At 68.5% G+C, this 25,254-nt stretch carries 26 protein-coding genes; 13 read left to right on the forward strand and 13 right to left on the reverse strand.

What is annotated here, in order from left to right; genetic code table 11:
- The first annotated feature begins 69 nt into the window (after positions 1-69).
- Both V5F66_RS02305 and V5F66_RS02310 read left to right on the forward strand, forming a co-directional pair.
- On the forward strand, positions 70-1,767 hold the full coding sequence (locus tag V5F66_RS02305) for a formate--tetrahydrofolate ligase (protein ID WP_394093147.1): 1,698 nt from the start codon (positions 70-72) through the stop codon (positions 1,765-1,767).
- A 66-nt stretch (positions 1,768-1,833) separates the two neighbouring features.
- A complete protein-coding gene (locus V5F66_RS02310; protein WP_012113404.1) occupies positions 1,834-3,021 on the forward strand; it encodes an acetyl-CoA acetyltransferase in 1,188 nt (395 codons plus the stop codon).
- 91 nt (positions 3,022-3,112) lie between these two features.
- Here the strand turns inward: V5F66_RS02310 and V5F66_RS02315 are convergent, their stop codons facing one another.
- Both V5F66_RS02315 and V5F66_RS02320 read right to left on the reverse strand, forming a co-directional pair.
- Positions 3,113-3,841 carry a DUF1223 domain-containing protein gene (locus V5F66_RS02315; RefSeq protein ID WP_394093148.1) on the reverse strand — a complete coding sequence of 243 codons (729 nt, stop codon included), beginning with the start codon at positions 3,839-3,841 and terminating at the stop codon, positions 3,113-3,115.
- 112 nt (positions 3,842-3,953) lie between these two features.
- Complete coding sequence (locus V5F66_RS02320) at positions 3,954-4,328, reverse strand: gamma-butyrobetaine hydroxylase family protein (protein WP_012113406.1); 375 nt, start codon at positions 4,326-4,328, stop codon at positions 3,954-3,956.
- Positions 4,329-4,554: 226 nt separating this feature from the next.
- Here V5F66_RS02320 and moaA point away from each other — a divergent pair, with 226 nt between their 5' ends.
- Together moaA and V5F66_RS02330 are read left to right on the forward strand one after the other, a co-directional pair.
- A complete protein-coding gene (gene moaA / locus V5F66_RS02325; protein WP_394093289.1) occupies positions 4,555-5,601 on the forward strand; it encodes a GTP 3',8-cyclase MoaA in 1,047 nt (348 codons plus the stop codon).
- A 353-nt stretch (positions 5,602-5,954) separates the two neighbouring features.
- On the forward strand, positions 5,955-6,968 hold the full coding sequence (locus tag V5F66_RS02330; RefSeq protein WP_394093149.1) for a DMT family transporter: 1,014 nt from the start codon (positions 5,955-5,957) through the stop codon (positions 6,966-6,968).
- A gap of 47 nt (positions 6,969-7,015) precedes the next feature.
- Here V5F66_RS02330 and V5F66_RS02335 read toward each other — a convergent pair whose 3' ends face one another.
- The 9 genes from V5F66_RS02335 to V5F66_RS02375 form a co-directional block, all read right to left on the reverse strand.
- Entirely contained in the window at positions 7,016-7,204 is a 189-nt protein-coding gene (locus V5F66_RS02335; RefSeq protein ID WP_394093150.1) for a hypothetical protein, read from the reverse strand.
- Positions 7,205-7,298: 94 nt separating this feature from the next.
- Positions 7,299-8,351: a sulfate/molybdate ABC transporter ATP-binding protein gene (locus V5F66_RS02340; RefSeq protein ID WP_394001732.1), complete on the reverse strand. Its 1,053-nt coding sequence runs from the start codon at positions 8,349-8,351 to the stop codon at positions 7,299-7,301.
- Positions 8,348-9,271, reverse strand: coding sequence for a sulfate ABC transporter permease subunit CysW (gene cysW / locus V5F66_RS02345; RefSeq protein ID WP_012113412.1), 924 nt, complete (start codon positions 9,269-9,271; stop codon positions 8,348-8,350). Before cysW ends, V5F66_RS02340 begins: the two co-directional genes overlap by 4 nt.
- Entirely contained in the window at positions 9,268-10,122 is an 855-nt protein-coding gene (gene cysT, locus V5F66_RS02350) for a sulfate ABC transporter permease subunit CysT (RefSeq protein WP_394006620.1), read from the reverse strand. Before cysT ends, cysW begins: the two co-directional genes overlap by 4 nt.
- Before the next feature lie 97 nt (positions 10,123-10,219).
- Entirely contained in the window at positions 10,220-11,236 is a 1,017-nt protein-coding gene (locus V5F66_RS02355) for a sulfate ABC transporter substrate-binding protein (RefSeq protein WP_394001736.1), read from the reverse strand.
- Between the two features lie 115 nt (positions 11,237-11,351).
- Complete coding sequence (locus V5F66_RS02360; protein WP_394050079.1) at positions 11,352-12,116, reverse strand: phosphoadenylyl-sulfate reductase; 765 nt, start codon at positions 12,114-12,116, stop codon at positions 11,352-11,354.
- A gap of 4 nt (positions 12,117-12,120) precedes the next feature.
- Positions 12,121-12,624 (reverse strand): DUF934 domain-containing protein, encoded by a 504-nt coding sequence (locus tag V5F66_RS02365; protein WP_394093151.1) that lies wholly within the window; start codon positions 12,622-12,624, stop codon positions 12,121-12,123.
- Positions 12,611-14,266 (reverse strand): nitrite/sulfite reductase, encoded by a 1,656-nt coding sequence (locus V5F66_RS02370; protein WP_394050077.1) that lies wholly within the window; start codon positions 14,264-14,266, stop codon positions 12,611-12,613. Before V5F66_RS02370 ends, V5F66_RS02365 begins: the two co-directional genes overlap by 14 nt.
- A 40-nt stretch (positions 14,267-14,306) precedes the next feature.
- A complete protein-coding gene (locus tag V5F66_RS02375) occupies positions 14,307-14,621 on the reverse strand; it encodes a DUF2849 domain-containing protein (protein WP_012113418.1) in 315 nt (104 codons plus the stop codon).
- A 321-nt stretch (positions 14,622-14,942) separates the two neighbouring features.
- Here V5F66_RS02375 and cysD point away from each other — a divergent pair, with 321 nt between their 5' ends.
- The 6 genes from cysD to V5F66_RS02405 all read left to right on the forward strand — a co-directional run bounded on the left by cysD (position 14,943) and on the right by V5F66_RS02405 (position 21,257).
- Positions 14,943-15,737: a sulfate adenylyltransferase subunit CysD gene (gene cysD, locus V5F66_RS02380; protein ID WP_012113419.1), complete on the forward strand. Its 795-nt coding sequence runs from the start codon at positions 14,943-14,945 to the stop codon at positions 15,735-15,737.
- A 42-nt stretch (positions 15,738-15,779) separates the two neighbouring features.
- A complete protein-coding gene (gene cysC, locus V5F66_RS02385) occupies positions 15,780-17,717 on the forward strand; it encodes an adenylyl-sulfate kinase (protein ID WP_394093152.1) in 1,938 nt (645 codons plus the stop codon).
- 114 nt (positions 17,718-17,831) lie between these two features.
- The gene (locus tag V5F66_RS02390; RefSeq protein WP_394093153.1) at positions 17,832-18,644 is read left to right on the forward strand and encodes an enoyl-CoA hydratase/isomerase family protein; all 813 of its coding nucleotides are present in this window, start codon (positions 17,832-17,834) and stop codon (positions 18,642-18,644) included.
- A gap of 437 nt (positions 18,645-19,081) precedes the next feature.
- Entirely contained in the window at positions 19,082-20,107 is a 1,026-nt protein-coding gene (locus tag V5F66_RS02395; RefSeq protein WP_012113422.1) for a GntR family transcriptional regulator, read from the forward strand.
- Between the two features lie 296 nt (positions 20,108-20,403).
- Positions 20,404-20,532: a hypothetical protein gene (locus V5F66_RS02400; RefSeq protein ID WP_394001749.1), complete on the forward strand. Its 129-nt coding sequence runs from the start codon at positions 20,404-20,406 to the stop codon at positions 20,530-20,532.
- A gap of 185 nt (positions 20,533-20,717) precedes the next feature.
- Positions 20,718-21,257 carry a hypothetical protein gene (locus tag V5F66_RS02405; RefSeq protein WP_012113423.1) on the forward strand — a complete coding sequence of 180 codons (540 nt, stop codon included), beginning with the start codon at positions 20,718-20,720 and terminating at the stop codon, positions 21,255-21,257.
- Between the two features lie 107 nt (positions 21,258-21,364).
- Here the strand turns inward: V5F66_RS02405 and V5F66_RS02410 are convergent, their stop codons facing one another.
- Positions 21,365-21,787 carry a SufE family protein gene (locus V5F66_RS02410; protein WP_012113424.1) on the reverse strand — a complete coding sequence of 141 codons (423 nt, stop codon included), beginning with the start codon at positions 21,785-21,787 and terminating at the stop codon, positions 21,365-21,367.
- A gap of 135 nt (positions 21,788-21,922) precedes the next feature.
- Entirely contained in the window at positions 21,923-22,378 is a 456-nt protein-coding gene (locus V5F66_RS02415; RefSeq protein WP_394001753.1) for a DUF5330 domain-containing protein, read from the reverse strand.
- A gap of 260 nt (positions 22,379-22,638) precedes the next feature.
- Between V5F66_RS02415 and V5F66_RS02420 the strand changes: the two genes are divergently transcribed.
- Genes V5F66_RS02420 through V5F66_RS02430 form a run of 3 tightly spaced genes read left to right on the forward strand, consistent with a single transcriptional unit; the run spans position 22,639 to position 25,154 of the window.
- Positions 22,639-24,093, forward strand: a complete 1,455-nt coding sequence (locus V5F66_RS02420; protein WP_394093154.1) for a sensor histidine kinase — start codon at positions 22,639-22,641, stop codon at positions 24,091-24,093.
- Positions 24,090-24,809 carry a peptidoglycan-binding domain-containing protein gene (locus V5F66_RS02425; RefSeq protein WP_394093155.1) on the forward strand — a complete coding sequence of 240 codons (720 nt, stop codon included), beginning with the start codon at positions 24,090-24,092 and terminating at the stop codon, positions 24,807-24,809. The genes V5F66_RS02420 and V5F66_RS02425 overlap by 4 nt, the downstream gene beginning before the upstream one ends.
- Positions 24,810-25,154 (forward strand): DUF1491 family protein, encoded by a 345-nt coding sequence (locus V5F66_RS02430; RefSeq protein WP_012113428.1) that lies wholly within the window; start codon positions 24,810-24,812, stop codon positions 25,152-25,154.
- Positions 25,155-25,254: the final 100 nt, after the last annotated feature.

The raw sequence follows: 25,254 nt of genomic DNA on the forward strand, positions 1-25,254 counted from the left end.
TTTTTGCCGCGCCCATGCTTCCCTCGCGTGGTGCGACCCGGTAGGGTCGCGCCGCCTGGGGACTGATGTATGCACGAGAGAACTGCCCGCCCGCTCGATCCCTCCTCGGACGCCGCCATCGCCGCCAGCGTGACACCCCGGCCCATCGCCGAGGTGGCGGACGCCCTGGGGATCCCGGCGGATGCGCTCTACCGCTATGGTCCGTACAAGGCCAAGGTGGCGCTGGATTTCATCACCGAGATCGAGACCCGGCCGCGCGGGCACCTGGTGCTGGTCACCGCCATCAACCCGACCCCGGCGGGGGAGGGCAAGACCACCACCACCATCGGCCTCGGCGATGCCCTGGCCCGCCTCGGCACCAGGGCCGCCGTGTGCCTGCGCGAACCCTCCCTCGGCCCGGTGTTCGGCGCCAAGGGCGGCGCCACCGGCGGTGGGCGGGCGCAAATCATCCCCATGCAGGACATCAACCTGCATTTCACCGGCGACCTCCACGCCATCACCGCCGCGCATAACCTCTTGTCGGCGCTCATCGACAATCACATCCACTGGGGCAACGGCCTCGACCTCGACGCCAGGCGCATCAGCTGGCGGCGGGTGATGGATCTCAACGACCGCGTGCTGCGCCATGTCACCGTGGGCCTCGGCGGGCCGGGCAACGGCTTCCCCCGCGAGGACGGCTTCGACATCACGGTCGCCAGCGAGGTCATGGCCATCCTGTGCCTCGCCACCGATCTGGCGGACCTGGAGGAGCGCCTGTCGCGCATGGTCATCGGCCAGACCCGCGGCCGCCGGCTGGTGACCGCCGAGGAACTGGGCGGCATCGGCGCCATGGTGGCGCTGTTGCGCGACGCCTTCCAGCCGAACCTGGTGCAGACCATGGAGGGCACCCCCGCCTTCGTCCATGGCGGCCCGTTCGCCAACATCGCCCATGGATGCAATTCGGTGATGGCCACGAAGGCCGCCCTTGGCCTTGCCGACGTGGTGGTGACCGAGGCCGGCTTCGGGGCCGATCTCGGGGCCGAGAAGTTTCTCGATATCAAGTGCCGGCAGGCCGGCCTTGCGCCCTCCGCCGCCGTGGTGGTGGCCACCGTCCGGGCGTTGAAAATGCATGGCGGCGTCTCGCTCAAGGAGCTGGGCACGCCGGACCCCCATGCGGTCACGCGCGGCTGCGCCAACCTGAAGCGACATGTGGAGAACCTGGAGAAGTTCGGCTTGCCGGTGGTGGTGGCATTGAACCGCTTCACCTCCGACACGCCGGAAGAGACGCAGGCCGTGCGCGCCGCCCTGGCGCCGCTCGGGGTGGGCGTCCACGTCTGCGACCATTGGGCAAAAGGTGGCGCCGGCGCTGAAGATCTGGCCCGCGCGGTGCTGGAACTGGTGGCCCGTCCCTCCACCTTCCACACCCTCTATCCCGACCAGATGCCCCTCACCGCCAAGATCGAGACCATCGCCCGACAGATCTACCGCGCCGCCCGGGTCGACATCACCCCCGCCGCCGCCCGCAAGCTCCATGAGTATGAGATCGCCGGCTTCGGCGACCTGCCGGTGTGCATGGCGAAGACGCAATATTCCTTCTCCGCCGATCCGGCGGCGCGCAACGCGCCGGAAGGCCATGTGCTGCCGGTGCGGGAGGTGCGCCTGTCCGCCGGTGCCGGTTTCGTGGTGGCGCTGGCAGGCGACATCATGACCATGCCGGGCCTGCCATCGGCCCCTGCCGCAGAACAGATTTTCGTGATGCCGGATGGCTTTATCGCGGGCCTGTCATAAAGACGGCCGCGTCCCTATCTCAACCAAGACCAACACAACGCGGCGTCACGCCGCCGGGAGAACGACATGCCTGCAGGAGATCTGGAGAACAAGGCCGCCATCGTGGGCTGGGCCCATTCGCCGTTCGGCAAGCTCGAGGATGCCGACACCGAGGCGCTGATGGGCCGCGTGGCCGGCGCTGCCATCGAGCATGCGGGCCTTGCCCCCTCGGATGTGGATTCCATCCATGTGGGCGTGTTCAACGCCGGCTTCCAGAAGCAGGATTTCCAGGGCGCCATGCCAGCCCTGAGCGTGCCGGAACTCGCCCACACCCCGGCGGTGCGGGTGGAGAATGCCTGCGCCACCGGATCGGCCGCCATCCATTCGGCGCTCAACTATATCGCCAGCGGTCAGGGCCGCATCGCCCTCGTGGTGGGGGCCGAGAAGATGACTGCCAAGCCCACCGCCGAGGTGGGTGACATCCTCCTCAACGCCTCCTACCGCAAGGAGGAAGCCGACATCGACGGCGGCTTTGCCGGCGTGTTCGGCCGCATCGCGCAGCATTATTTCCAGCGCTACGGCGATCGCTCCGAGGAACTCGCGCGCATCGCCGCCAAGAACCACAAGAACGGCGTTTCCAATCCCTACGCCCAGATGCGCAAGGATTTCGGCTTCGAGTTCTGCAACACCATTTCCGAGAAGAACCCCTATGTGGCCGGCCCCCTGCGCCGCACCGACTGCTCGCTGGTGTCGGACGGCGCCGCGGCCCTCGTGATCGCCTCGCCCGACGTGGCGCAGACACTGCAGCGCGCCGTCGCCTTCCGCGCCCGTGCCCATGCCAACGACATCCTGCCGTTGTCGCGGCGCGATCCCATCGCCTTCGAGGGCGCCCGCCGCGCCTGGGTGAAGGCGCTGGAACAGGGCGGCATCAGCCTCGACGACCTCGACCTGGTGGAGACCCACGACTGCTTCACCATCGCCGAACTGCTTGAATACGAGGCCATGGGCCTCGCCAAGCCCGGCGAGGGATACAAGGTGGTGCGCGAGGGCATCACCGAGAAGACCGGCAAGCTGCCGGTGAACGCCTCGGGCGGGCTGAAGTCCAAGGGCCATCCCATCGGCGCCACCGGCGTGTCCATGCATGTGCTCTGCGCCATGCAGCTCATGGGCGAGGCCGGCGACATGCAGATCGCCGACGCCAAGATGGCCGGCATCTTCAACATGGGCGGCGCCGCTGTGGCCAACTACGTCTCCGTGCTCGAACGGGTGAAGTGAGGGCAGGGGGCCCCAGGCCCCTTTTCCCGCTCCTGACCCCTTTCCCGCTGGGGACGGCTTCGGCCGTTTCAAGCACCGGCCGTCGCGAGGCTTATTCGGTCGCCGCCGACAGGATCGGGCCGCCGGACGGAAGCTGGATCAGGACCGCTGTGAGCAGGCCCGGCGGCGTTTCGCTCCGGGCGATGTGGACGGGCTTGCCATCCCAGCCGCCGAGGCGTTCCAGTCGGTGGACAACGCGCACGTGGGGCAAGGTGCGGCCGGAATTCTCGCCGCGCCGCACCGGCACCTCCACCACGTGTGGATCATAGGCCACCAGCCAGATGTCGGCCTCCGCGGCAGGCGCCGCTCCCCGGCCGATGGACACCTCCCTCGGCCCGAGGGTGATGTCGGGTCCGCTGAAGGGCGGGGCAACGGAGATGGCCCGCTCGATCTCGGCCAGGTTGAACCCGACGCGGCTGATGCGGCCGTTCACCACCATCTGCGGAGTGAACGGACCGCGCTCGCCCAGTTGCGGCTCATAGGCATACTGGCGCTTCGTGAATTCCGGCTTGCCGAAGGTGTCGCGCCAGCCGAGATGATCCCAATAGGTCACGCTGAAGCTGAGCGCGAGCACATCCGGCCGCCGGCTGAGGGCGATGAGGTTGGCGTCCGCCGGCGGGCAGGAGGAGCAGCCCTGGCTGGTGAACAGTTCCACGACGGTGAGATGCTGGTTTTGCGGGGCGGCGACGGCCGGTGGCGCGGCGGCAGTCGCAAGCGCCACCATGAGGGAGGTGGCGTGCATCAGGCGCGCGCGCGAAGAGGGGCGTGTCGGTGCGGGCATTGGGCGGTTCTCCGGAGCGAGGCGCCATTCGCCGCGACACGGCCGAACGCGCTCCTTGAGCGCTTCGGCCGGCGCCTGTGCCCGGTTACACCCTCACGCCATCGTGCGGGCCTTACCCGCGCGACAGGCCGGCGTCGTCCAGCGCCTTGAGATAGGCGCCGAACTTTTCCTCCTGCTCGACCCCGTAGGCGAGGAGCAGCGGCCAAGTGTAGAGGCCGGTGGAGTGGCCGTCGTCGAAGATGAGCCGCACGGCGTAATTGCCCACCGGCTCCACCTGGGCGATGCGGACGTTGCGCTTGCCGGCGACCAGGATCTTCTCGTCCGGATTGTGGCCCTGCACCTCTGCGGAGGGGCTTTCCACGCGCAGATATTCGGCCGGCAGGGTGAAGCTCTGGCCATCATCGAAGGTGACGGCGAGGGCGTGCCGCTCGTTCACCACGCGCAGCTCGGTGGGCCATGCCGCGGCGGGGGCAGACGCTGTGGCCATTTCATTCTCCAATCGCATGCTTGGGCGGGACCACACCGCAATGTGTACCGGCCCGGACCCTATCCATGGGTTGCTTGCATACGATATATAGAGCGTGCGCCGAAGTCCGCGCACTGCCGCAGTCCCTCCGGAAATGGGGCAGCGGGCGGCAGCGGGCCTTCGAGACCGGCAGAAGCCGGCGGGAGAGGCGGCACAGGGTGGATGTGGGAGTGGTCTCGTGAGTGATGTGCCGAGGGATCTGATCGACAGGCCAAGCGTGGCAGCGGCGGCTCAGGCCGGACCGCTGGTGGATACGTTCGGCCGCGCCGTCACCTATCTGCGCGTCTCCGTGACCGACCGCTGCGATTTCCGCTGCGTCTATTGCATGGCCGAGCACATGACCTTCCTGCCCAAGCAGGACCTGCTCAGCCTGGAAGAACTGGACCGCCTGTGCAGCGCCTTCGTGCTGCGCGGGGTGCGAAAGCTCCGCCTCACCGGCGGCGAGCCCCTGGTGCGCCGGGATGTGATGACCCTGTTCCGCAGCCTGTCCCGCCACATGGAGACCGGGCAGCTCGAGGAACTCACCCTCACCACCAACGGCTCCCAGCTGTCCCGGCACGCGGCTGACCTCGCGGCCTGCGGGGTGAAGCGCATCAATGTGTCCATCGATACGCTGGACGTGGCCAAGTTCCGCGCCATCACCCGTTGGGGTGAACTGTCCAAGGTGCTGGAGGGGGTGAAGGCCGCCAGCGCGGCCGGGCTCAAGGTGAAGATCAACGCGGTGGCGCTCAAGGACGTGAACGAGCACGAGATCGCCTCCATGATGGAATGGGCCCATAGCGAGGGGCACGACCTCTCCCTCATCGAGGTGATGCCGCTGGGCGAGGTGGGCGAGGAACGGGTGGACCAGTATCTGCCGCTGTCCGACGTGCGCGCACGGCTGGAAGAGCGCTTCACCCTCACCGACATCGACTATCGCACCGGCGGGCCGGCCCGCTATGCGGCAGTGAAGGAGACTGGCGGGCGGATCGGCTTCATCACGCCTATGACCCACAATTTCTGCGAGGGCTGCAACCGGGTGCGGGTCACCTGCACCGGCACGCTCTACATGTGCCTCGGCCAGGAGGATGCCGCGGACCTGCGCGCGCCGCTTCGGGCCTCGAAGGACGATGCCCTGCTGCAGAAGGCCATCGACGAGGCCATCTTCCGCAAGCCCAAGGGCCACGACTTCGTCATCGACCGCCGCACCCGCCAGCCGGCGGTGAGCCGCCACATGAGCATGACGGGCGGCTGAAGCGCGCCCTGCTGCCACCACAATAGCCTTCACTCAGAGCCGGGAGGTTTCCCGCTAACGTCCGGTCCCCGCGCGAAGGGGGAAATGCGGCGGTGAGGTGGCGGCGGCATGCGGCGCGCGAAGGGCTCGTGCGCGAGCCATCGGGATTCCGCAAGGCGGGATTTACCTGAAATCAGCTACATCTGGTTCAACTAATCGATGAGGTGCGGGCCACAGGCCTGCACCATGGGAGCAAACCCCAAGAGGTCGATCGTGAGCCTGCCCCGGGCAGCCGTGCGCCTGCGCGTCGGCGACTGCGTCAATGCCGCAACGCCTGTCCTTCCCTTCGCCGCTTGTCCGGTGGAGTGTCGGGCATGAGCCGTCTTCCCCAAGCGGCGAAGCCGGCCGCAGCCGGCCCTGCGGCGGCAAAGCCCGCCATGTCGGCCACGGTGAAGGGGCTGATCGCCATGGCCTTGTCCATGGCGCTCTTCGTCACCAACGATACGTTCCTCAAGCTCTCCATCCGGGAGATCCCGCTCGGCGAGGCGCTCGGCCTGCGCTCGTTCCTGGCCGGCATCGTGCTGTTCGTGCTGATCGTGCGGGCCGGCGACCTTCCGGCCCTGCGCTATGCCTTCCACCCGCGGGTGGTGATGCGCTCCACCCTCGATACGCTGACCACCTTCGTCTATGTGGCGGCGCTGGCGGTGATGGCGATCGCCTCCTCCACCACCATCTACATGGCGACGCCGCTCATCACCACGGCGCTGGCGGTGCCCATGCTGGGCGAAAAGGTGGGCTGGCGCAGCTGGTGCGCCATCGTGGTCGGCTTCTGCGGTGCGGTGATCGTGACCAGGCCGGACCCCTCCACCTTTGAGGCCATCGCCATCCTGCCCCTGCTCGCCGCCCTGTTCGGCGCCATCCGGGACGTGTCGACGCGCGGGATCGGTCGGGAGATTCCGGGCACGGTGGTGGGCTTTTCCGGCACGCTGGTGCTGTGCGCCACCGCCGCGGTCTTCATGGCCTGGGAAAGCTGGAAGCTGCCGCCGGTGGCGGTCATGGCCTATATCGTCGCCTCGGGCGTGGCCTTTGCCGGCGGAACCCTGTGCCTCGTCTTCGCCTTCCGGAACGCGCCGGTGGCCTCGGTCTCGCCCCTGCGCTACCTGCTGGTGTTCGGGGCGCTGGTGTCAGGCTATTTCGTCTTCGGCGACCTGCCGGATGCCTGGACCACGTTGGGCATGGTGCTGGTGGTGGGCGCGGGCCTCTATGCCGTGCACCGCGAGCATGAGAAGAGCCGTGCCGCACGCCGCGCAGCAGCGGGCGCTTCAGGTCTGGGCGCCGCCGCGCCCGGCTGCCGGCCCGCCGCTGCCTGCGCCCCTGCCCGTGACTGACGAACCTGTGGGCGCGGTCCTGGCCGATTGAGGCTTGGCCTCCGCCTTCACCCCTGCCTGGGACGGTAGTCGCCGGTAACCGGGTCGCGCTCCAGCGGAACGGCCTTCATCACATCCGGACTGGCGGCGCGACGGCGGTCGAGCGCTGCGTTGATGCGGCGCGTTTCGGCGACGATCACCTTGACCACAGCGGCGGCGCCGAAGGCGCCCAGCGCGACAACGAGGAGCGGGGGCACGGGTGTTCTCCCTTCAGGCCTCCGGAACGGACAGCCTGAGGCATTCAAACCATACGCCCGTGGCGAAAAATCGTCGCCCGCCTTCCGCCTTGGCTCACCGCGCAGGCTGGGAAAACACCCGGTAGCGGCGGGGCAGGAGGCCCACCTGCGTGCCGGGCTCCAATGTCTGGCCGTGGGGCACGGCGGCTTCCACCACCACCGGGCCGCCGGTGCTGGTCAGTTCCACATCGGCGCGGCGGGTGGGGCCGAAGGTGCGCACCGCCAGCACCTTGCCGGCGAAGGGCGTGGTGCCGGGATCGGCGAGGTCCACGTCGTGCGGGCGGGCGAGGATGCGCGCCGGGCCGTCGCCCACCCCCTGCGGATCAAGGCCCAGTGCCCGGGTGCCGAAATAGAGCGCGCCGCCGCGCACCTCGCCGGGCAAGGTGATGGTCTCGCCGATGAAGTCGTGCACGAAGGCGGTGGCAGGATTGTCGTAGACCTCGGCGGGGGACCCCACCTGCTCGATCCGGCCGTGGCCCATCACCACGACGCGGTCGGCGAGTTCCAGCGCCTCTTCCTGGTCGTGGGTGACGAGAACGGAGGTCACCGGCAGTTCCTCGTGCAGGTGGCGCAGCCAGCGCCGCAATTCCTTGCGCACCTTGGCATCGAGGGCGCCGAACGGTTCGTCCAGCAGCAGCACGCGCGGCGAGATGGCGAGCGCGCGCGCCAGCGCCACGCGCTGGCGCTGGCCGCCGGAGAGCTGGGCGGGATAACGCTCGGCCAGCCAGTCGATCTGGACCAGGGAGAGCAGCTCGTTGACCTTCTCGCGGATGGCGGCTTCCGGCAGCTTGTCCGCGCCGCGCCGCACCCGCAGGCCGAACGCCACGTTCTCGAAGACATTCATGTGCCGGAACAGGGCATAGTGCTGGAACACGAAGCCCACGTTGCGCTCGCGCACGGATCGCGACAGCGCGTCCTCGCCATCGAAGCGCACTTCGCCCGTGTCCGGCCATTCCAGGCCGGCTATGATGCGCAGCAGCGTGGTCTTGCCCGAGCCGGAGGGGCCAAGCAGAGCCACCAGCTCACCGGAATGGATGGTGAGGTTCACATGGTCGAGGGCGGTAAAGGTCTTGAAGCGCTTGGTGACGCCAACCACGTCGATGGTCATCTGTCTTCCTCGGCGAGGCGGTGTTCCAGGATGGTCTTGGCGATGAGGGTCACCAGGGCCAGCAGCGCCAGCAGCGACGCCACCGCGAAGGAGGCGACGAACTGGTACTCGTTATAAAGGATCTCGATGTGCAGCGGCATGGTGTTGGTCAGCCCGCGCACATGGCCGGACACCACCGACACCGCTCCGAACTCGCCCATGGCGCGGGCGTTGCAGAGCAGGACGCCATAGAGCAGCGCCCATTTCACATTGGGCAGGGTGACGCGGAAGAAGGTGGCGAGGCCCGACGCCCCGAGCGAGATGGCCGCCTCTTCCTCGGAAGTGCCCTGCTCCTGCATCAGCGGGATCAGCTCGCGCGCCACGAACGGGAAGGTGACGAAGATGGTGGCGAGCACGATGCCGGGCAGCGCGAAGATGATCTTGATGTCCCATGCCTGGAGATAGGCGGCGAACAGGCCCTGGGAACCGAACAGCAGCACGTAGATGAGGCCCGCCACCACGGGTGAGACCGAGAAGGGCAGGTCGATGAGGGTGATGAGCAGGCTCTTGCCCGGAAACTCGAACTTGGCGATGGCCCAGGAGGCCACGAGGCCGAACAGCAGGTTCGCCGTCACCGAGATGGCCGCGACGATGAGGGTGAGGCGGATGGCCGCGAGGGCGTCGGGCTCAATGATGGCGGCCACATAGGCCGCCCAGCCGCGCCGGAACGCCTCGTAAAAGACGCTCACCAGTGGCAGGCCGATGAACAGCCCGATAAAGGCCAGCGCCACCAGGATGAGGGCGATGCGCACGGCGCGCGGTTCGGTGCGCACCGGTCGGCCGCCGTGGTGGGCAAAGGCATGGGATTGCTCAAGCGCGGAGGGCAGGCCCTCGCTGGCACCGTGGATCGTGGTCTGGACCGGCTGGCCGAGCGTGCTCATGCGTTGCGGCTCCCCCGCAGCTCCGCCCAGCGCTGCAGGCGGTTGATGATCAGCAGGAGCAGGAACGAGGCCACTAGCATCACGGTGGCGATGGCGGTGGCATCCGCATAGCGGAACTCCTCCAGCCGGATCACGATGAGCAGAGGCGCGATCTCCGACACCCCCGGCAGGTTGCCGGCGATGAAGATGACGGAGCCGTATTCGCCCACCGCCCGCGCGAAGGCGAGGGCGAAGCCGGTGAGCAGCGCCGGCCAGATGGAGGGCAGCACCACCTTGACGAGGGTCTGGGTGCGCGTGGCGCCGAGGCTGGCGGCGGCTTCCTCCAGCTCCTGGTCGAGGTCCGCGAGCACCGGCTGCACGGTGCGCACCACGAACGGCAGGCCGATGAAGACGAGGGCCACCACGATCCCCAGCGGCGTGAACGACACCTTTATGCCGAGCGGCGCCAGCAGGGAGCCGACCCATCCGTTCTCGGCATAGAGCGCGGTCAGCGCGATGCCCGCCACGGCGGTGGGCAGGGCGAAGGGGATGTCGATGAGGGCGTCCACCACCTTCTTGAAGGGAAATTCATAGCGCACCAGCACCCACACCACGATGGCGCCGAACACCACGTTCACCAGCGCCGCCACCAGCGCCAGCCCGAACGACACCTGCAAGGCGTGCAGGGTGCGGGCGGCGGTGACGATGGCGATGAAGCGCTCGAACGTGAGCTCGCTGGTCTTGATGAACAGGGCCGACAGGGGCAGCAGCACGATGAGGCCAAGCCAGGTGAGCGTCAGCCCCATGGTGAGGCCGAAGCCGGGGATGACGCTCTGCTGCCTGAAGGCGAAGCGGGGCGAAGAGGCGCTCATGGGCAAATCATAAACTCTGTCGAGGGTCCCGTCTCTCGGGTCCGGAAAACGGCCGCCGCCCGGGAGGGAGCGGCGGCCGCGAGGATAAGGAAACGGATCAGTTGCCGGTGATCTGGTCGAACACGCCGCCGTCGGCGAAGTGGGTCTTCTGCGCCTTCTGCCAGCCGCCGAACACCTGATCGATGGTGAACAGCTCCACGGGGGCGAACTTGTCCTTGAACTTGGCCGCCACGACCTCGTTGCGCGGACGGTAATAGTTCTTGGCCGCGATCTCCTGGCCTGCCGGCGTGTAGAGGAAGTTCAGGTAGGCCTCGGAGATGGCGCGGGTGCCCTTCTTGTCCACCACCTTGTCCACCACGGCCACCGGGGGCTCGGCGAGGATGGAGACGGAGGGGGTGATGATGTCGAACTTGTCGGGGCCGAGCTCGTTGACCGAGAGATAGGCCTCGTTCTCCCAGGCGATCAGCACGTCGCCGATGCCGCGCTCCACGAAGGTGACGGTGGAGCCGCGGGCGCCGGTGTCGAGCACCGGGGCGTTCTTGAAGAGGGCCTTCACGAACTCCTTGGCCTTGGCTTCGTCGCCGCCGCTCTTCTTGAGCGCGTAGCCCCAGGCGCCGAGATAGTTCCAGCGGGCGCCGCCGGAGGTCTTGGGATTGGGGGTCACCACCTTGATGCCGGGCTTCACCAGGTCGTCCCAGTCCTTGATGCCCTTGGGATTGCCCTTGCGCACCAGGAACACGATGGTGGAGGTGTAGGGTGAGGCGTTGTCAGGCAGGCGCTTCTGCCAGTCGGTCGCCAGCTGGCCGCGCTCGGCGATGGCGTCGATGTCATAGGCCAGCGCCAGCGTCACCACGTCCGCCTCCAGCCCGTCGATGACGGAGCGCGCCTGCTTGCCCGAGCCGCCGTGGGACTGGCGGATGGTCACGGTGTCGCCCGGATGCGCCTTGGTCCACTCGGCCGCGAAGGCCTTGTTGACTTCCACATAGAGCTCGCGGGTCGGGTCGTAGGACACGTTCAGCAGCGTGGTTTCGGCAGCGGCGGCCACGCCGGCGGACAGGGCCAGCGCCGTGACCGCCCCAAGGGAAGCGCGCAGGAAAGAGCGACGAGATGACATGGAGGGCCTCCAGCGAAGTTCATCCGTCAAACGGATCGTCTGTTCGATAAAACAAACGATGGCACTGGCCTCGCGAAGGGTCAACACCTTTTATCACAAATTCGATGGAATTAAATTATTTCCCATCGCCAATATGGATACCGCATTCGGTCTTGGACTTTCCGCGCCAGCGGCCGGCGCGCGGGTCCTCCCCCGGCTTCACCCGCGAGGTGCAGGGCATGCAGCCGATGGAGGGAAAGCCGAACTGTTCCATGGGGTGCCGCGGCAGGGCGTGGGCATCCATGTAGGCGAGCAGGTCGTCGCGACCGAGCGCCGCCAGCGGGTTGAACTTCACCCGCGCCCCGTCTTCTTCCACGAAGGGAATGTCGGCGCGGGTCGATGCCTGGTAGCGCTTGCGGCCGTTGATCCAGGCCGCATAGGGGCCGAGCGCCCGGGCCAGCGGCTCCACCTTGCGCAGGCCGCAGCAGGCATCCGGGTCATCCGCCCACAGGCCGTTTTCGGGATCGCGCGCGGCGAGCGCCGCCGGATCCGGGGAGAAGGTGAGGACCTGCGTCAGCCCGAGGCGCGCAATAAGGGTGTCGCGATAGGCCAGCGTTTCCTCGAACAGGTGGCCGGTGTCGAGGAAGAGCACCGGCGTCGCCTTGTCCACCTGCGCGATCATGTGCAGCAGCACCGCCGATTCCGTTCCGAAGGACGAGACGGCGGCGATGTGGCCGGGAAAGGCGGCAAGCCCCGCCGCGATGATCTCCAGCGGCGCGGCCGACCTGAGCTTCGCATCGAGCGCCGCCACGTCGAAGCCGGATCCTGCGCCCAGGGGGGCGCCGGTCGAGGGCTGGTCGAAAGGCGTGGCGGGGAGGCTGGCGCTGTGGCTGGCTGTCATGGGACTATCCCCCTGTGGCCGCCGGCGCGGTGCGAGCGTCGCGCACGGTGGGGCGATGGTCGCCCGTGGGCTGGTAGAAGACCGAATAGGTGGCAACCGCCTTGCCGAAGGCCTCCACGTCCGCCGCCTTCTCCAGAGCAAAGGCGTCGAAGCCGGCGCGCACCATCATCAGCACCTGGTCGCGCAGTACGTTGCCCACGGCGCGCAGCTCACCCTTGTAGCCGTAGCGCTCCCGCAGCAGCCGGGCCTGGCTGTAGGCACGCCCGTCCCGGAACTTCGGGAAGATCAGGGTGATCAGCGACAGCCGCGACAGGAAGGGCTGAAGCTCGGCGACATCCTTGTCGTTGGGCCAGGCAACGCCGATCTCGCCGTTACGGGTGACCAGCGCCGGGCCGTCCGCAAGGAGGCGGGCGGCGGAGACGATCACCGGCCCGTCGGGCAGCGGATCGCCGTCGGCGACGGGGATGAAGGCATCGGCGGCAAGCGCCCCGTTCTTAACGAGGGGCATAGGCGCGCTCCTTGAAAGGCTCAATTCCCAGGCGCTCCACCGCCGCCACGAAGGTCTCGGCGGGAGAGGTCCGCAAGTTGAGATAGGTATCGACGAGGCTCTCCACCACGTCCACGATCTCGCTTTCCGCGACGGCGGGGCCGATCAGCTCGCCGATGCGGGCCTTGGAATTGCCCTTGCCGCCAAGGGTGATCTGGAAGAACTCCTCGTCCTTCTTCTCCACGCCCAGAATGCCGATGTGGCCCACATGGTGGTGGCCGCAGGCATTGATGCAGCCGGAAATGTTCACGTGCAGCCGGCCGATGTCGGCGATGCGTGCCTCGTCGGCGAAGCGCTCGGTGAGCTTCTGCGCGATGGGGATGGAGCGGGTGTTGGCCAGCGAGCAATAGTCGAGGCCGGGGCAAGAGATAATGTCGGTGACAAGGCCCACATTGGGGGTCGCGACGCCGATCGCCTTCAGCTTCGCCCACAGCGCCGGCAGATCCTTCTGCCGCACATAGGGGAAGGTGAGGTTCTGCTCGTGCGCAACCCGGATCTCGCCATAGGCATACTGGTCGGCGAGGTCGGCGATGGCATCCATCTGGTCCGCCGTGGCATCGCCGGGCGGCGCGCCCACGGGCTTCAGCGAGAGCGTGACGATGGCATGGCCCTTCGCCTTGTGGGGGGCGACGGAATTGGCATGCCAGCGGGCGAAGGCGGCGTCGGTGGCGAGCGCGCGGGCGAGTTCCGCGGGCTGGTCGTCCAGCGCCTCGAGGTCCGGGATCTTGAAGCGGTCACGGATGGCGTCGAGGGCCGCCTCGTCCAGCTTCAGGGCGCCGTCGCGGATCTCGGCCCATTCGGCCTCCACCTTCTTGGCGAAGGCCTCGGCGCCCATCTCGTGCACCTGGATCTTGATGCGCGCCTTGTAGATGTTGTCGCGTCGGCCGCCGAGGTTGTAGGTGCGCAGCACCGCCTCGAGATAAGAGAGCAGGTGCTCCTTCGGCAGGAAGTCCTTGATGGTTTTGCCGATGAAGGGCGAGCGCCCGAGCCCGCCGCCCACCATCACCTCGAAGCCGGTCTCGCCGTCGCGCTTGTGGAGGCGCAGGCCGATGTCGTGCACGCGGATGGCGGCGCGGTCATGCTTCGCCGCGGTGATGGCGATCTTGAACTTGCGCGGCAGGTAGGTGAATTCCGGGTGCAGGGTGGACCACTGGCGGATCACCTCCGCATAGAGGCGCGGGTCCTCCACCTCGTCCGCCGCCGCGCCGGCCCAGGGGTCGGTGGTGGTGTTGCGGATGCAGTTGCCGGAGGTCTGGAGGCCGTGGATGCCTACCTTGGCAAGGTCCGCCATGGCGTCCGGCAGCTCGTTCAGCTTGATCCAGTTGAACTGTATGTTCTGCCGCGTGGTGAAGTGGCCGTAGCCCCGGTCGTACTTGCGAGCCACCGCGCCGAGCGCGCGCAGCTGCTGCGACGACAGGGTGCCGTAGGGAATGCACACCCGCAGCATGTAGGCGTGGAGCTGCAGGTACACGCCGTTCATGAGGCGGAGCGGCTTGAACTCCTCCTCGTTCAGCTCCCCCGACAGGCGGCGGGCCACCTGGTCGCGGAACTCGGCGACGCGCTCCTGAAGGAACGTGCGATCGAACTCGTCATAGACGTACATGAGGCCTACTCGCTTGGGCGTCGGGGACCCTTGAGGGATCTCAGGCTGCGCCGGGCAGGGAAATGGTGGGGCCGGTGACGCGGATGCGCTCGCGCAGGTTGGCCGGCTGTGGCGTGCCGTCGGCCGCCAGAACGGCCGGGGCCGGATAGGCGCCGACCGCGGTGATCTCGTCCGCATGGGCGATGTCGAGCAGCCGCAGCACCTCGTCGCTGGTGGTGCCCACCGCGGCCTGGGCGATGGTCTCGCTCCAGCCCCCGGTGGCGGTGAGCCACACGGAAATGCCATCCGCGAGGCGGTTGGCGGTCACCACCGTCGGTCCGCTGATCTTGAGCTTGCGCTGCAAGGGGGAGGTCATGAAAAAGCCGCTCCGCGCGCCCGATTTCCCATCTCACAGCGGGAGAGCGCTAAATAATCCAGTTGACGTGTGTCTTAAGCTAAATTACCGATCAAAAATGCGCAATATGAAAATAACCGCTTCTCGTCAATGTAAATTCTACCAGTTTGGTAGAATTTAAAAGTTGCCCGCCGTCTGTGGCGCCCGGCCCGGGCGCGGTCAAGGCGGAAGGGGAGGGCGGTTCGGTTTGGATGGGCTCCGGCCCGGCGTGTCCCGCTTTCCGCGGGCAGGCGAAGACCGGGGCAGACCGGCACTTCAGCGGTGCCACGAAGGAATGACGTCATGACGCGTCTCGATGCGCTGGAAGCGCAGAGCATCTTCATCTTCCGCGAGGCCTTCGCCCAGCTGCGCAAGATTGCCATGCTGTGGTCGCTGGGCAAGGATTCCAACGTGATGATCCACCTGGCGCGCAAGGCCTTCTTCGGCCGCCTGCCATTCCCGGCCATGCACGTGGATACCCACCGCAAGTTCCCCGAGATGTATGCCTTCCGCGATCACTACGCGAAGGAATGGGACCTCGACCTCATCGTCGAGGATTGCCCGCCCATCGAGAGCACCGACCCCACCCTTCCCCCCGCTGCCCGCTCGGCCGCCCGCAAGACCGAAGGCCTGCGCCTGGCGCTGGCCAAGCATGGCTTCGACGGTGTCATCGCCGGCATTCGCCGCGACGAGGAGCCGACCCGGGCCAAGGAGCGCTTCTTCTCGCCGCGCGGCACCGACGGCGCCTGGAACGTGCGCGAGCAGCCGCCGGAATTCTGGGACCAGTACAACACTGCCCTGACCCCCGGCGCCCATGTGCGTATCCATCCCATCCTGCATTGGACCGAGATGGACATCTGGGCCTACACCCAGCGCGAGAACATCCCGGTGATCCCGCTGTATTTCTCCAAGAACGGCAAGCGCTACCGCTCGCTGGGCGACCAGGACATCACCAACCCGGTGGAGTCGGACGCGTCCACCCTGGACGAGATCCTGGCCGAGCTCGCCATCACCAAGACCTCCGAGCGCTCGGGCCGCGCCATGGACCACGAATCCGAGGACGCCTTCGAGCGCCTGCGTACCGCCGGCTACCTGTGAGCCCAGCGCGCCGCATCCCGAGATTTTGAAGAGATCATTGCCATGTCCGCTTCTTCGTTCGCCTCAACGCCCGCCGCGCCGCTCGCCACCTCGACCGCCGCTGCGGCGGTCAAGGAGCGCGAGCTTCTGCGCATCGTCATCGTCGGCCACGTGGACCATGGGAAGTCCACCCTGGTCGGACGCCTGCTGCACGAGACCGGCTCCCTGCCGGACGGCAAGCTGGAGATGCTGAAGGAAGTTTCCGCCCGCCGCGGCATGCCGTTCGAGTGGTCGTTCCTGCTCGACGCGCTGCAGACCGAGCGCGACCAGGGCATCACGGTGGACACCAGCCAGATCCGCTTCAAGACCGCCAAGCGCGACTATGTGCTCATCGACGCGCCCGGACATGTGGAATTCCTGCGCAACATGGTCACCGGCGCCGCGCAGGCCGATGCCGCCGTGCTGCTGGTGGATGCGGGCGAGGGCGTGCGCGAGCAGACCCGGCGTCACGCCTTCCTGCTGCACCTGCTCGGCCTGCGGCAGGTGGCGGTGGTGGTGAACAAGATGGATCGCGTGGCCTTCGACCAGGAGGCGTTCGCGGCCATCGAGGAGGACGTGAGCGCCTATCTGGGCGGCTTCGGCCTGCGCCCCACCTTCGTCATCCCGGTTTCGGCCCGCGACGGCGACTTCATCTCCGAGCGCACCGCGCGCCTGCCCTGGTATTCCGGCCCCACGGTGGTGGAGGCGCTGGACGCCTTCACCGCCCCGCCGAGCCTGTCCGACCAGCCGCTGCGCTTCCCCATCCAGGCGGTCTACAAGTTCGACGAGCGGCGCATCCTCGCCGGCCGGATCGAAAGCGGCCGCCTCTCGGTGGGTGATGAGCTGGCCTTCGAGCCGTCGGGCGCCACCGCGCGGGTGAAGTCCATCGAGGCGTGGCCCGGCCCGGCGCCTACGACGGTTGAGGCCGGCCAGTCCGCCGGCATCACCCTCGACAAGGACATCTTCGTCACCCGCGGCGACATCGCCGCCCACGGTGACCAGCGCCCCCGCGCCGCCAAAAGCCTGAAGGTGCGCCTGTTCTGGCTCGACGACGCACCGCTGAAGGCGGGCGACCCGGTGGTGGTGCGCCTCTCCACCGCCGCCGCGCCGGGCGTGGTCTCGGCGGTGACCAGCGCGGTGGATCCCGCCAATCTCGTCACCGAGGGCCAGGCGAGCCTCGGCCGCAATTATGTGGGCGAGGTGGAGATCACGCTGCGCCAGGCCCTGCCGGCCGATCCCTATCACCTCAACGCCTTCACCGGCCGTGTGGTGGTGGAGCGCGAGCGGCGCATCTGCGGCGGCGGCATCATCCTGCACGCGGCCCGCGAGGCGCGGCTGGAAGCGCCGAAGCGCGGCCCGGTGGTGGCGGTGGATTCGGCCGTGACGGCGGCCGAGCGGATCACGCGCTTCCACCACCAGGGCGCGGTGCTGTGGCTGACGGGTCTGCCGGCCTCCGGCAAATCCACGGTGGCGCGGGCCCTGGAGCGGCGCCTGTTCGACCTCGGCGGCTCGCCGGTCTATCTGGACGGCGACACCCTGCGCACCGGGCTGAATGCCGATCTCGGCTTCTCGCCGCAGGAGCGCTCGGAGAACATCCGCCGCGTCGCCCACATGGCCGGCTTCCTCGCCCGCAACGGCCACATTGCCATCGTCGCCCTGGTGTCGCCCACGCGCGCCGACCGGGAGCAGGCGCGGGAGGTGGGCGCGCGTTTCTTCCACGAGGTGTTCATCCGCGCCCCGCTGGAGGTGTGCGAGGGGCGCGACCCCAAGGGCCACTACGCCAAGGCCCGCAAGGGTGAGATCGCCAGCTTCACCGGCATTTCCGCGCCCTATGAGGAGCCTGAGGCGCCCGAGCTGGTGCTCGACACCACCGGCGACATCGGCGCCACGCTGGCGGCGCTGGAGACCTATCTGGAAGAGGCCGGCGTGCTGTTCCCGCCGGACACCGATTCGCCGATCTGAGGTCGGGGTGCCTTGTGGCGATGCTCCGGCTTTGGCAGCTTGGCGGTCCCCAGCCGGATACGCCTGCCGCACCCGCGTGCGGGCCGAGCCGATAACGCCCGAGGAACGCCCCCAATGAGCGCCCCCACCAGCGCCGCCGTCGACGAACACCCCATCCGCCTCGACATTGCCGAGGGCATAGCCCGCATCCGCTTCAATCGCCCCCATGTGCTGAACGCCATCAACGAGGCGGCGGTGCTGGCTTTAAAGGCGGCGGTGGACCAGGTGGCGAAGGACGAGAGCGTCCGGGTGGTGGTGCTGTCGGGGGAAGGGCGGGCCTTCATGGCCGGCGGCGACGTGGGCCGCTTCCATGAGGCCGGCCGCGACGCGCCCAAGGTGGTGAGCGCCATCATCGATCCGTTTCACCATGCCATCGTCTCGCTCGCCGCCATGCCGGCTCCGGTGATCGCGTGCCTCCACGGCGCGGTGGCGGGGGCCGGGGTCTCGGTGGCGCTGGCCGCGGACCTTGCCATCGCCGCCGACGACATCAAGATGACCCTGGCCTACACCCGCATCGGCACCTCGCCGGACGGGTCATCCACCTTCTCGTTGCCGCGGGTGGTGGGGCTGCGCAAGGCCATGGAGATCGCGCTGCTCTCCGACACTGTCGAGGCGGCGGAGGCGCTGCGGCTGGGGCTGGTGAACAAGGTGGTGCCGGCGGCGGACCTTCAGGGCGAGACGGATGCGCTGGCGAAACGCCTCGCCGCCGGGCCGACGCTGGCCTATGGCCGCATCAAGCACCTGCTGCGCGCCTCCTTCAACCACAGCCTGTCGGACCAGCTTAACGCCGAGCGCGACGCCTTCATCGCCAGCGCCGGCACCCACGATTTCGCCGAGGGCGCTACCGCCTTCGTGGAAAAGCGCGCGCCCCGCTTCGAGGGACGGTAGCCCGTCCGCACGATCCCCAAGCCTTGTCGCAGGCCTTGCGTTGCCCGCCGGCATTCGTCGGCGGGCAGGGGGCCATAAACCAAAATACACATGAAAAATTTGTTTATTGACGATAATCACTTTCCATATAAAATGACTGGACATGATGGGAAGTGAATTATGACCATAGCACGCGGGCGGGTCCTTCGGGACAGCTTCCTCTTCCTCCTGGCCTACAGCGTCATTGCCGCGGCCGTCATTTTCGGCTGATCGGCCCTGTCCTGTGGGGTCGCGTGCGGCTTCAGCCGTTCGGCGCTCGGGCCGCTGGCGAGCCGTGGCTCCCAGGCCTTGGGTGCGGCATCCCGCGCCATGCACAAGCCTTTGTTGAGCTTGGCATTTAGCTCCCGCTCCGGCACCCTTTCCGCCATGCGATGGGTCAGAGGGACGGTGAGGACGCGATGGGACACCTGATCCCTGCTGCCGGCAAAGGGGCCGAGCCCGGCCGGGAGGGCGCGCGGACCAGCGGGGTTGCCCCCCGCCTGCACGAGCGGGCTTTCGACATTCTGGCGGCACAGATCGTCTCCGGCGCGCTTCGGCCCGGCGAGCGCCTGCTCGAATCGCGGGTGGCGGAGCGCTTCGGCATTTCCCGCGCCCCGGCACGCCAGGCCCTCGCCCGGCTGGAGCAACTCGGCCTGGTGCGCCGCGCCGAGGGGCACGGCTTCGTCGTCGAGCTGCCCATCGGCCCGGTCCCGGATTTCACCCAACAGGCGCCGGCGGCGGATATCCACCTTGCCCCCGAATCCACCTGGGAGCGCATCTACAAGGAGGTGGAGCACGAGGTGGTCACCCGCAGCGCCTTCGGCTCATTCCGCGTGGTGGAGAATCACCTCGCCGCCGCCTACGGCGTCAGCCGCACGGTGGCCCGGGAGGCGCTGTCGCGGCTCCACCAGCGCGGGGTCGTGCGCAAGGATGCGCGCCAGCACTGGTATGCGCCGGCTCTCACGCCCGCCTACGTAGCCGAGCTTTTCGAAATGCGCGCCATCCTGGAGCCGGCGGCGCTTCGCCTTGCCGCCCCCCGCCTGCCGCCTGCGACCCTCGCGGCGCTCAGGGGCAACCTCGCGGATGCCATGGCCGCCCCCGAAGCCGTGGACGGGGCGCGCCTCAGCGCGCTGGAGGAGGAATTGCACATCAGCCTCCTCGGCCATTGCGGCAATGCCACCCTCATGGATGCCCTCTCCACCTACCAGACGCTGCTGGTGGCCCTGACCTTCCTTTATGACGCCGCCGCACGGGCGCCCGGCGTGGAACCGTTCCTCATCGAGCACATGGATGTGGCGGAGCGGCTCGCCGCCGGCCAAGCCGAAGCTGCGGTTGAGGCGCTGAAGAGCCATCTCGACGGCTCCTTCGCCCGCGCCATGGAGCGCCTGGAGCGGGTGCGCCAGGCCCCCGCGCCGGGGCCGCTGCCCTATCTGTCGCCCTTGTAGGGCTCACCGACGGCGCCGAGCGACATTTTTCCCATACGCCGGCCGCCTTCGTCCGCGCATGCATAACCCATTGATTGGAAGTGAATTTGCATGGATCTGCGGCATTTCGTGGTCCGGGCGACCGGCTTCCGAGCGGTCACATGGCCGTGACGCCCCTCGTTGCCACCGGCGCGGCACCTATTTGTTGATCTAGACGGGTAGCGCGCGCCACGAACACGGTTAAGATAACTTGTTCGTCGGCGCAGGTCCTGTCTGCTTGCTGACGATCGTCGCAAGCGTCTTGGAGGAGGATCTCCATGTCCCTCATTGCCGGTTCCGCTCTCGCCCTCGCAGCTCTTGTCGGGACCATGGTCCTTGCCCAGCTTGCGGCGCGGCAGAAGCAGGCGGTACCCGTGCGCGTGCGGGCACGCCGCGGCCGCCGCTGAGGCGCGCCGCCGTACAGCAACCGGAAATCCTCTCTTTCCTTTCGTCGGAACGGGTTGAGCTTCCAGAGCCGCATCCGGTCAGATTGCGATGTAATCTGATCGTTGGGTGGTTTGGATCCTGTCCCGCTTCGCTTCGCTCGAAAAGCGTCGGGCTTTTCTTGATCGGGGCGGATTGAGCGATCCCCATGGACACCGACATCGAGATCCGCGTTGAGCGGGTCTCGCAACTCTTCAACATGCTCGATCCCTTCCCGTTCCGGGAGCGGGACCTCGATCCCGAGGCCGAGGCGTATATCGTCGCCTGGGCGCGGGAAATGCCGCGCCGGTCGCCGGTGCGCATCGTCGTGCACCTGCCCGAAGGGGAAGCCGCCACGCCCGAGGCCAGGGGCCTGCCCGAGGCGCTGCGCCACTATTTCGTAGATCGTGAGATTGCGGTTGCGGGCGAATTGAAGGAATTGTTCCGCATCGGCCGGCTGTCGCTCGCCATCGGCTGCGCTGTGCTCGCCGTCTGCCTAGGCATTGCCGGCCTGATCGGGGAGGGGGCGTTCTCTCGGAACCTGGCGGGGTTCGCAGCCGAGGGATTGCTGATCCTCGGCTGGGTCGCCCTGTGGCGGCCCATGGAGATCTTCCTTTACGACTGGTGGCCCATCGCCCGGCAGCGCAGCTTGTACCGGCGTCTTGCCGCGGCCGATGTAACGGTGCGAAGTGGCGCCAGCGCTGCCTGACTTTTGGCGCCAGACCGCGTCGGGGCGCATCTGTCACCACCAGGCTGTCAAGCATGCGGGACCGGCCCCGACGAACGGGGCCGAGACGCCTCTCGGGCGGACGCGCGTCAGGCGGCGGCGAGCGCCGCGCGGGCGTGGCCGCGGATGCGTTCCACCATGGAGCGCAGGCCGTTGGAGCGCTGCGGCGTCAGGTGACCCTCAAGCCCGATCTGCCGGAACACGCCGAGAATGTCGGTCTCCATGATCTCCTTCGGGCTGCGGCCCGACACGAGATGGAGCAGCACCGCCACCAGGCCGCGCACGATGTGGGCGTCGGAATCGCCCTGGAACTCGATGATGGTGCCGGCCGGCGTCTGTTTCAGGTCGGAGATGAGCCACACCTGGCTGGCGCAGCCCTGCACCTTGTTGGTCTCGTTGCGCTCGGCATCGGGGAAGGGCGGCAGCTTCTTGCCCAGCTCGATGACGTGCCGGTAACGGTCTTCCCAATTGTCCAGGAATTCGAAATCCGCAATGAGGTCGTCTGCGTTCATGAGGCCAATTCCTCGTCCCATTTGAGGCGCCCGTCCGGAAAACGGAAATGAGGCGCCCAGAGATCCTTGCGCTGCAGCATAACACAGCCGGCAAGGAATGCGGCCACTTTGATTCCGTGTGTCGATTTTCGGGAGTCAGGCCGGCCGGCGCGGCGGCAGCGGGGCGGGGGCTGCCGGGGCGGCGGGAGCGCCGGGCTGGGCGCCCTGGGGAAGAACCGTGCGGCCATTCTCGCCGCCGCCCCAGACCGGCAAAAGATCCTGGGGCGAGAGGTCGAGCGCACCCGTCTGGCCCGCCCCCGGCACGGCGGCCGGCGGATGGGGCGCCTCGCCCGAGGGGGCGGAACCGATGGAATCGTGCAGCCACTTGGCGCCCACCTGCGCCTTCTCCACGAGGTGGCTCGCCATCTGCCCGCCCACCGCGCAGGCCTGCGGCTGGCGCTCGCAGAAGCCCTTGAGGTCGGCCACCAGCGCCTGCGCGGCGCCGAAGGCGTCGAACACGCTCACCTCCTTGCCGTCGGTGCCCTTGAGGCCGAGCGGCAGGAGCAGCAGCACGAGGCCGATCCAGAAGGCGAGGCGCAGCAGAAAGAACATGGCTCCCTCGTCGAGACGCGCGGGCCGGATGCCGGCGCCCTTACAGAATACCAGAGGCGGGGTCCCGGTGGGCCGGCAGGGATGCTCCAGGGGGCGCACTTTTCAAGACATCGTTAACGCTGAAAGCAGGCGGTGCCGCCCCGGCTTAGCGTTCGCTTAAAGCCTGCCGTGGCAGGGTGTTCCCCGAAAGTGCCGGGAGACCGGTGCACAGGTTTTCACAGCATCCGGCCCGCTCAAGCGGGCATCTGACAGGGGGCGGCGTGCGTCACCTCGGCATCGGCGAAGCGGCGGATGGTTCTCGTCCCGGCCCCCGGAAGGGTGCGGGCGGCGAGAGCCTGCCGCGTCTTGCCGTGCTCGGGCGCGTCACCGGAGCCACCCTCACCGGCCTTGGCGTGCTGGCGCTGGGCTGTGGGGCCCTCGTGCTGCTGGCCGAGGTCACGGGCCTCGTCCAGGGAGCGTTCCTGAATGCCACCGCGCTGGTGGCCACCGGGCTCGTCTCAGCCGCCTTGGCGGCGGTGGCCGGCGGGCTGGCCCGTGCTGCCACCCGCGCCAGCGAGGAAATTCCCGACGATGCCCTCCTCGTCACCCGCCACGGCCTGCGTGGCGAGGTGGCGATGGTGGAGGCGATGGAGGGGCCGTTCGCCGACGCGTCGGCCGCCGCTTTTATCGGCCTCGCCCTGTTCGAGCGGGTGCTGGTGGCCGACCGGCCAGCCTTCCTCTCCGCCGTGCAGGCGGCCCATCATGGCAGGGCGCAGCGTTGCGAGCTGCGGCTGCGCTGTGACGGGCAGGCGGAAACCGCGCCGGCCTTCATGACCGTGGAGGCAAGGTGCACGGCCCTGCGCTCCGGCCTGGTGCGCATCGTCTGGCGCGCGCCGTGGCAGGCCGCCGCCGCCGAACGACTGAAGGCTGACGACGCTGCCCGCGCCCGCGCCGAGGCGGAGGAGGCCAATGCCGCCAAGAGTCATTTCCTCGCCGCCATGAGCCATGAGCTGCGCACCCCGCTCAACGCCATCCTCGGCTTTTCCGAGCTGCTGGCCACCGAGACCGGTGCCCCCCTCGACGATGCGCGCAAGGCCGACTACGCACGCATCATCCACGAGAGCGGCCAGCATCTGCTCGGTCTGGTGAATGACATCCTGGATCTTTCGCGGGTGGAGGCAGGCGCCTACGAGCTGGAGCGCGAGGGCGTGGACGTGGCCGCGCTCGTCGCCGGCTGCGCCGAGATGGTGGCTATCGATGCCGGACGCGCGGGCGTGGCGGTGAAGACGGTGTTCGCGCCTCGCCTGCCGGCCATCGATGCCGACCGGCGGGCGTTCAAGCAGATCGTGCTCAATCTCTTGTCCAATGCAGTGAAATTCACGCCCGAGGGCGGCCGCGTGCAGGTGAGCGTGCGCGGCGAGGGCGAGGCCGTCGCCATCCGGGTACGCGACACCGGCCCCGGCATGCGGCCGGAGGATGTGGCGCGGCTTGGCGAGCCGTTCTTCCAGGCCGGCGACTGCACCCAGCGTGCCCGGGGCAGCGGCCTTGGCATCGCGGTGGTGAAGGGGCTGGTGAAGCTCCACGGTGGCGATTTCCGGGTGGAGAGCGCGCCGGGGAGGGGCACCAGCGTGACCGTGACATTGCCGCTTGCGGCTGAGCCGGCGGTGCGGGGGGAGGGCGTGGTGGCGCCGTTCCCCACCCGCCTCGACGACACCCGCGCGAAGAGGTTGGCATGAAGCTGGAACCGGTTATGTCGGGGGGATTAAGCGAGGACGCACCAGCGGCGGTCGACCCGTTGGCGGCGAGCGCCCGTGTGAACGAGGAACGGCGCCTGCGCCGGCTCGACATGGCGGCCGGCGCCGTGGCCGCTGCCGCCGCGGGGGCATTCCTTGTCAATCTCCTGCTGCTGCAGGCGCCGCCCGCCGGCGCGCCGCTACCGGAGGCGCGCCCGGCCGGGGCCATCCAGGCCCTCGACCGCGCCAGGACCACCCGCACCACCGTGCCACTGCCGCCGCACAGCCCAGGCGGCACTCAAGCCGCGTCCACCGGCGGCGCCACCGATGGCGCGCTCGGCTATCTGTCCATCCGCACCACCGTCACCGGAACACCGGTGCCGCTGGTGCCCGGCACGGCGGCCGCTGGCCGTTCGACATCCCAAGCCTATGCCGATCCCGTGCCCCGCCGTCCGCCGGCCAGCGTCGGCGTCGGGACGGATGTGACCGGCGCGGTGCGTCCGCCGGGCGATGTCCCGGCCTCGCCGCGCCTGCTCGCGGTGCAGAAGGCGCTGGCGAAGCTCGGCTACGGCCCGCTGAAGGTGGACGGCCGTCCGGGCGGCGAAACCCGCACCGCCATCCAGCGGTTCCAGCGCGACCGCAACATGACCGCCGACGGCGAGGTCAGCGACAAGCTCGTGCGTGAGCTGGCCTCGGTCTCCGGCGTCACGGTCAACTGAATGCGGCTCAAGAGCGCCATCTTCGTCTCCGCCCTGCTCCGCCGTGCCCAGGTGGAAGGCGCTTATGGCGTGGTGGTCCGCCGCGGCTCCGAGGAGGCGGGGGCCATCTTCGTCAAGGCCTCGCGCCTCGACGGCACCGCGGCCCTCTATGGCCCCGCACCGCAGAGCGCCTTCGACGAAGGCGCCCCCGGCGACCGCCTGTTCTCGGTTCTGGTGGAACCCGGCCGGCCCGAGGCGGATGCGGACGCGCGCATCGCGCGGGAGCTGAAGTTCGACCCGGACATTTTCGTGGTGGAGATCGAGGACCGCGACGGCCGGCATTTCCTGGATCTGGCCAAGGAATAAGGCAGGGAATCCGGGGCAGGGGGAGCGAGGCGGGTGGGCGCGCCTGCCATGATCGGTTAACCCCCCGTTCAGGTGCACGAAACCATAAGAACGCCAGCGA

It is taken from the genome of Xanthobacter versatilis, assembly GCF_043193975.1.
GTDB lineage: Bacteria > Pseudomonadota > Alphaproteobacteria > Rhizobiales > Xanthobacteraceae > Xanthobacter > Xanthobacter autotrophicus_E.

What these genes read in the sequence shown, in the direction of transcription:
- V5F66_RS02330 (WP_394093149.1), top strand. Translation starts at nt 5,955, where the DNA reads ATGAGCCGTCTTCCCCAAGCGGCGAAGCCGGCCGCAGCCGGCCCTGCG.
- V5F66_RS02410 (WP_012113424.1), bottom strand. Translation starts at nt 21,787, where the DNA reads ATGAACGCAGACGACCTCATTGCGGATTTCGAATTCCTGGACAATTGG.
- cysC (WP_394093152.1), top strand. Translation starts at nt 15,780, where the DNA reads ATGTCCGCTTCTTCGTTCGCCTCAACGCCCGCCGCGCCGCTCGCCACC.
- V5F66_RS02355 (WP_394001736.1), bottom strand. Translation starts at nt 11,236, where the DNA reads ATGTCATCTCGTCGCTCTTTCCTGCGCGCTTCCCTTGGGGCGGTCACG.
- V5F66_RS02305 (WP_394093147.1), top strand. Translation starts at nt 70, where the DNA reads ATGCACGAGAGAACTGCCCGCCCGCTCGATCCCTCCTCGGACGCCGCC.
- V5F66_RS02310 (WP_012113404.1), top strand. Translation starts at nt 1,834, where the DNA reads ATGCCTGCAGGAGATCTGGAGAACAAGGCCGCCATCGTGGGCTGGGCC.
- V5F66_RS02370 (WP_394050077.1), bottom strand. Translation starts at nt 14,266, where the DNA reads ATGTACGTCTATGACGAGTTCGATCGCACGTTCCTTCAGGAGCGCGTC.
- V5F66_RS02400 (WP_394001749.1), top strand. Translation starts at nt 20,404, where the DNA reads ATGTCCCTCATTGCCGGTTCCGCTCTCGCCCTCGCAGCTCTTGTCGGG.
- V5F66_RS02360 (WP_394050079.1), bottom strand. Translation starts at nt 12,116, where the DNA reads ATGACAGCCAGCCACAGCGCCAGCCTCCCCGCCACGCCTTTCGACCAG.
- V5F66_RS02320 (WP_012113406.1), bottom strand. Translation starts at nt 4,328, where the DNA reads ATGGCCACAGCGTCTGCCCCCGCCGCGGCATGGCCCACCGAGCTGCGC.
- V5F66_RS02425 (WP_394093155.1), top strand. Translation starts at nt 24,090, where the DNA reads ATGAAGCTGGAACCGGTTATGTCGGGGGGATTAAGCGAGGACGCACCA.
- cysD (WP_012113419.1), top strand. Translation starts at nt 14,943, where the DNA reads ATGACGCGTCTCGATGCGCTGGAAGCGCAGAGCATCTTCATCTTCCGC.
- V5F66_RS02340 (WP_394001732.1), bottom strand. Translation starts at nt 8,351, where the DNA reads ATGACCATCGACGTGGTTGGCGTCACCAAGCGCTTCAAGACCTTTACC.
- V5F66_RS02430 (WP_012113428.1), top strand. Translation starts at nt 24,810, where the DNA reads ATGCGGCTCAAGAGCGCCATCTTCGTCTCCGCCCTGCTCCGCCGTGCC.
- V5F66_RS02405 (WP_012113423.1), top strand. Translation starts at nt 20,718, where the DNA reads ATGGACACCGACATCGAGATCCGCGTTGAGCGGGTCTCGCAACTCTTC.
- cysT (WP_394006620.1), bottom strand. Translation starts at nt 10,122, where the DNA reads ATGAGCGCCTCTTCGCCCCGCTTCGCCTTCAGGCAGCAGAGCGTCATC.
- V5F66_RS02395 (WP_012113422.1), top strand. Translation starts at nt 19,082, where the DNA reads ATGGGACACCTGATCCCTGCTGCCGGCAAAGGGGCCGAGCCCGGCCGG.
- V5F66_RS02390 (WP_394093153.1), top strand. Translation starts at nt 17,832, where the DNA reads ATGAGCGCCCCCACCAGCGCCGCCGTCGACGAACACCCCATCCGCCTC.
- V5F66_RS02365 (WP_394093151.1), bottom strand. Translation starts at nt 12,624, where the DNA reads ATGCCCCTCGTTAAGAACGGGGCGCTTGCCGCCGATGCCTTCATCCCC.
- V5F66_RS02315 (WP_394093148.1), bottom strand. Translation starts at nt 3,841, where the DNA reads ATGCCCGCACCGACACGCCCCTCTTCGCGCGCGCGCCTGATGCACGCC.
- V5F66_RS02415 (WP_394001753.1), bottom strand. Translation starts at nt 22,378, where the DNA reads ATGTTCTTTCTGCTGCGCCTCGCCTTCTGGATCGGCCTCGTGCTGCTG.
- cysW (WP_012113412.1), bottom strand. Translation starts at nt 9,271, where the DNA reads ATGAGCACGCTCGGCCAGCCGGTCCAGACCACGATCCACGGTGCCAGC.
- V5F66_RS02375 (WP_012113418.1), bottom strand. Translation starts at nt 14,621, where the DNA reads ATGACCTCCCCCTTGCAGCGCAAGCTCAAGATCAGCGGACCGACGGTG.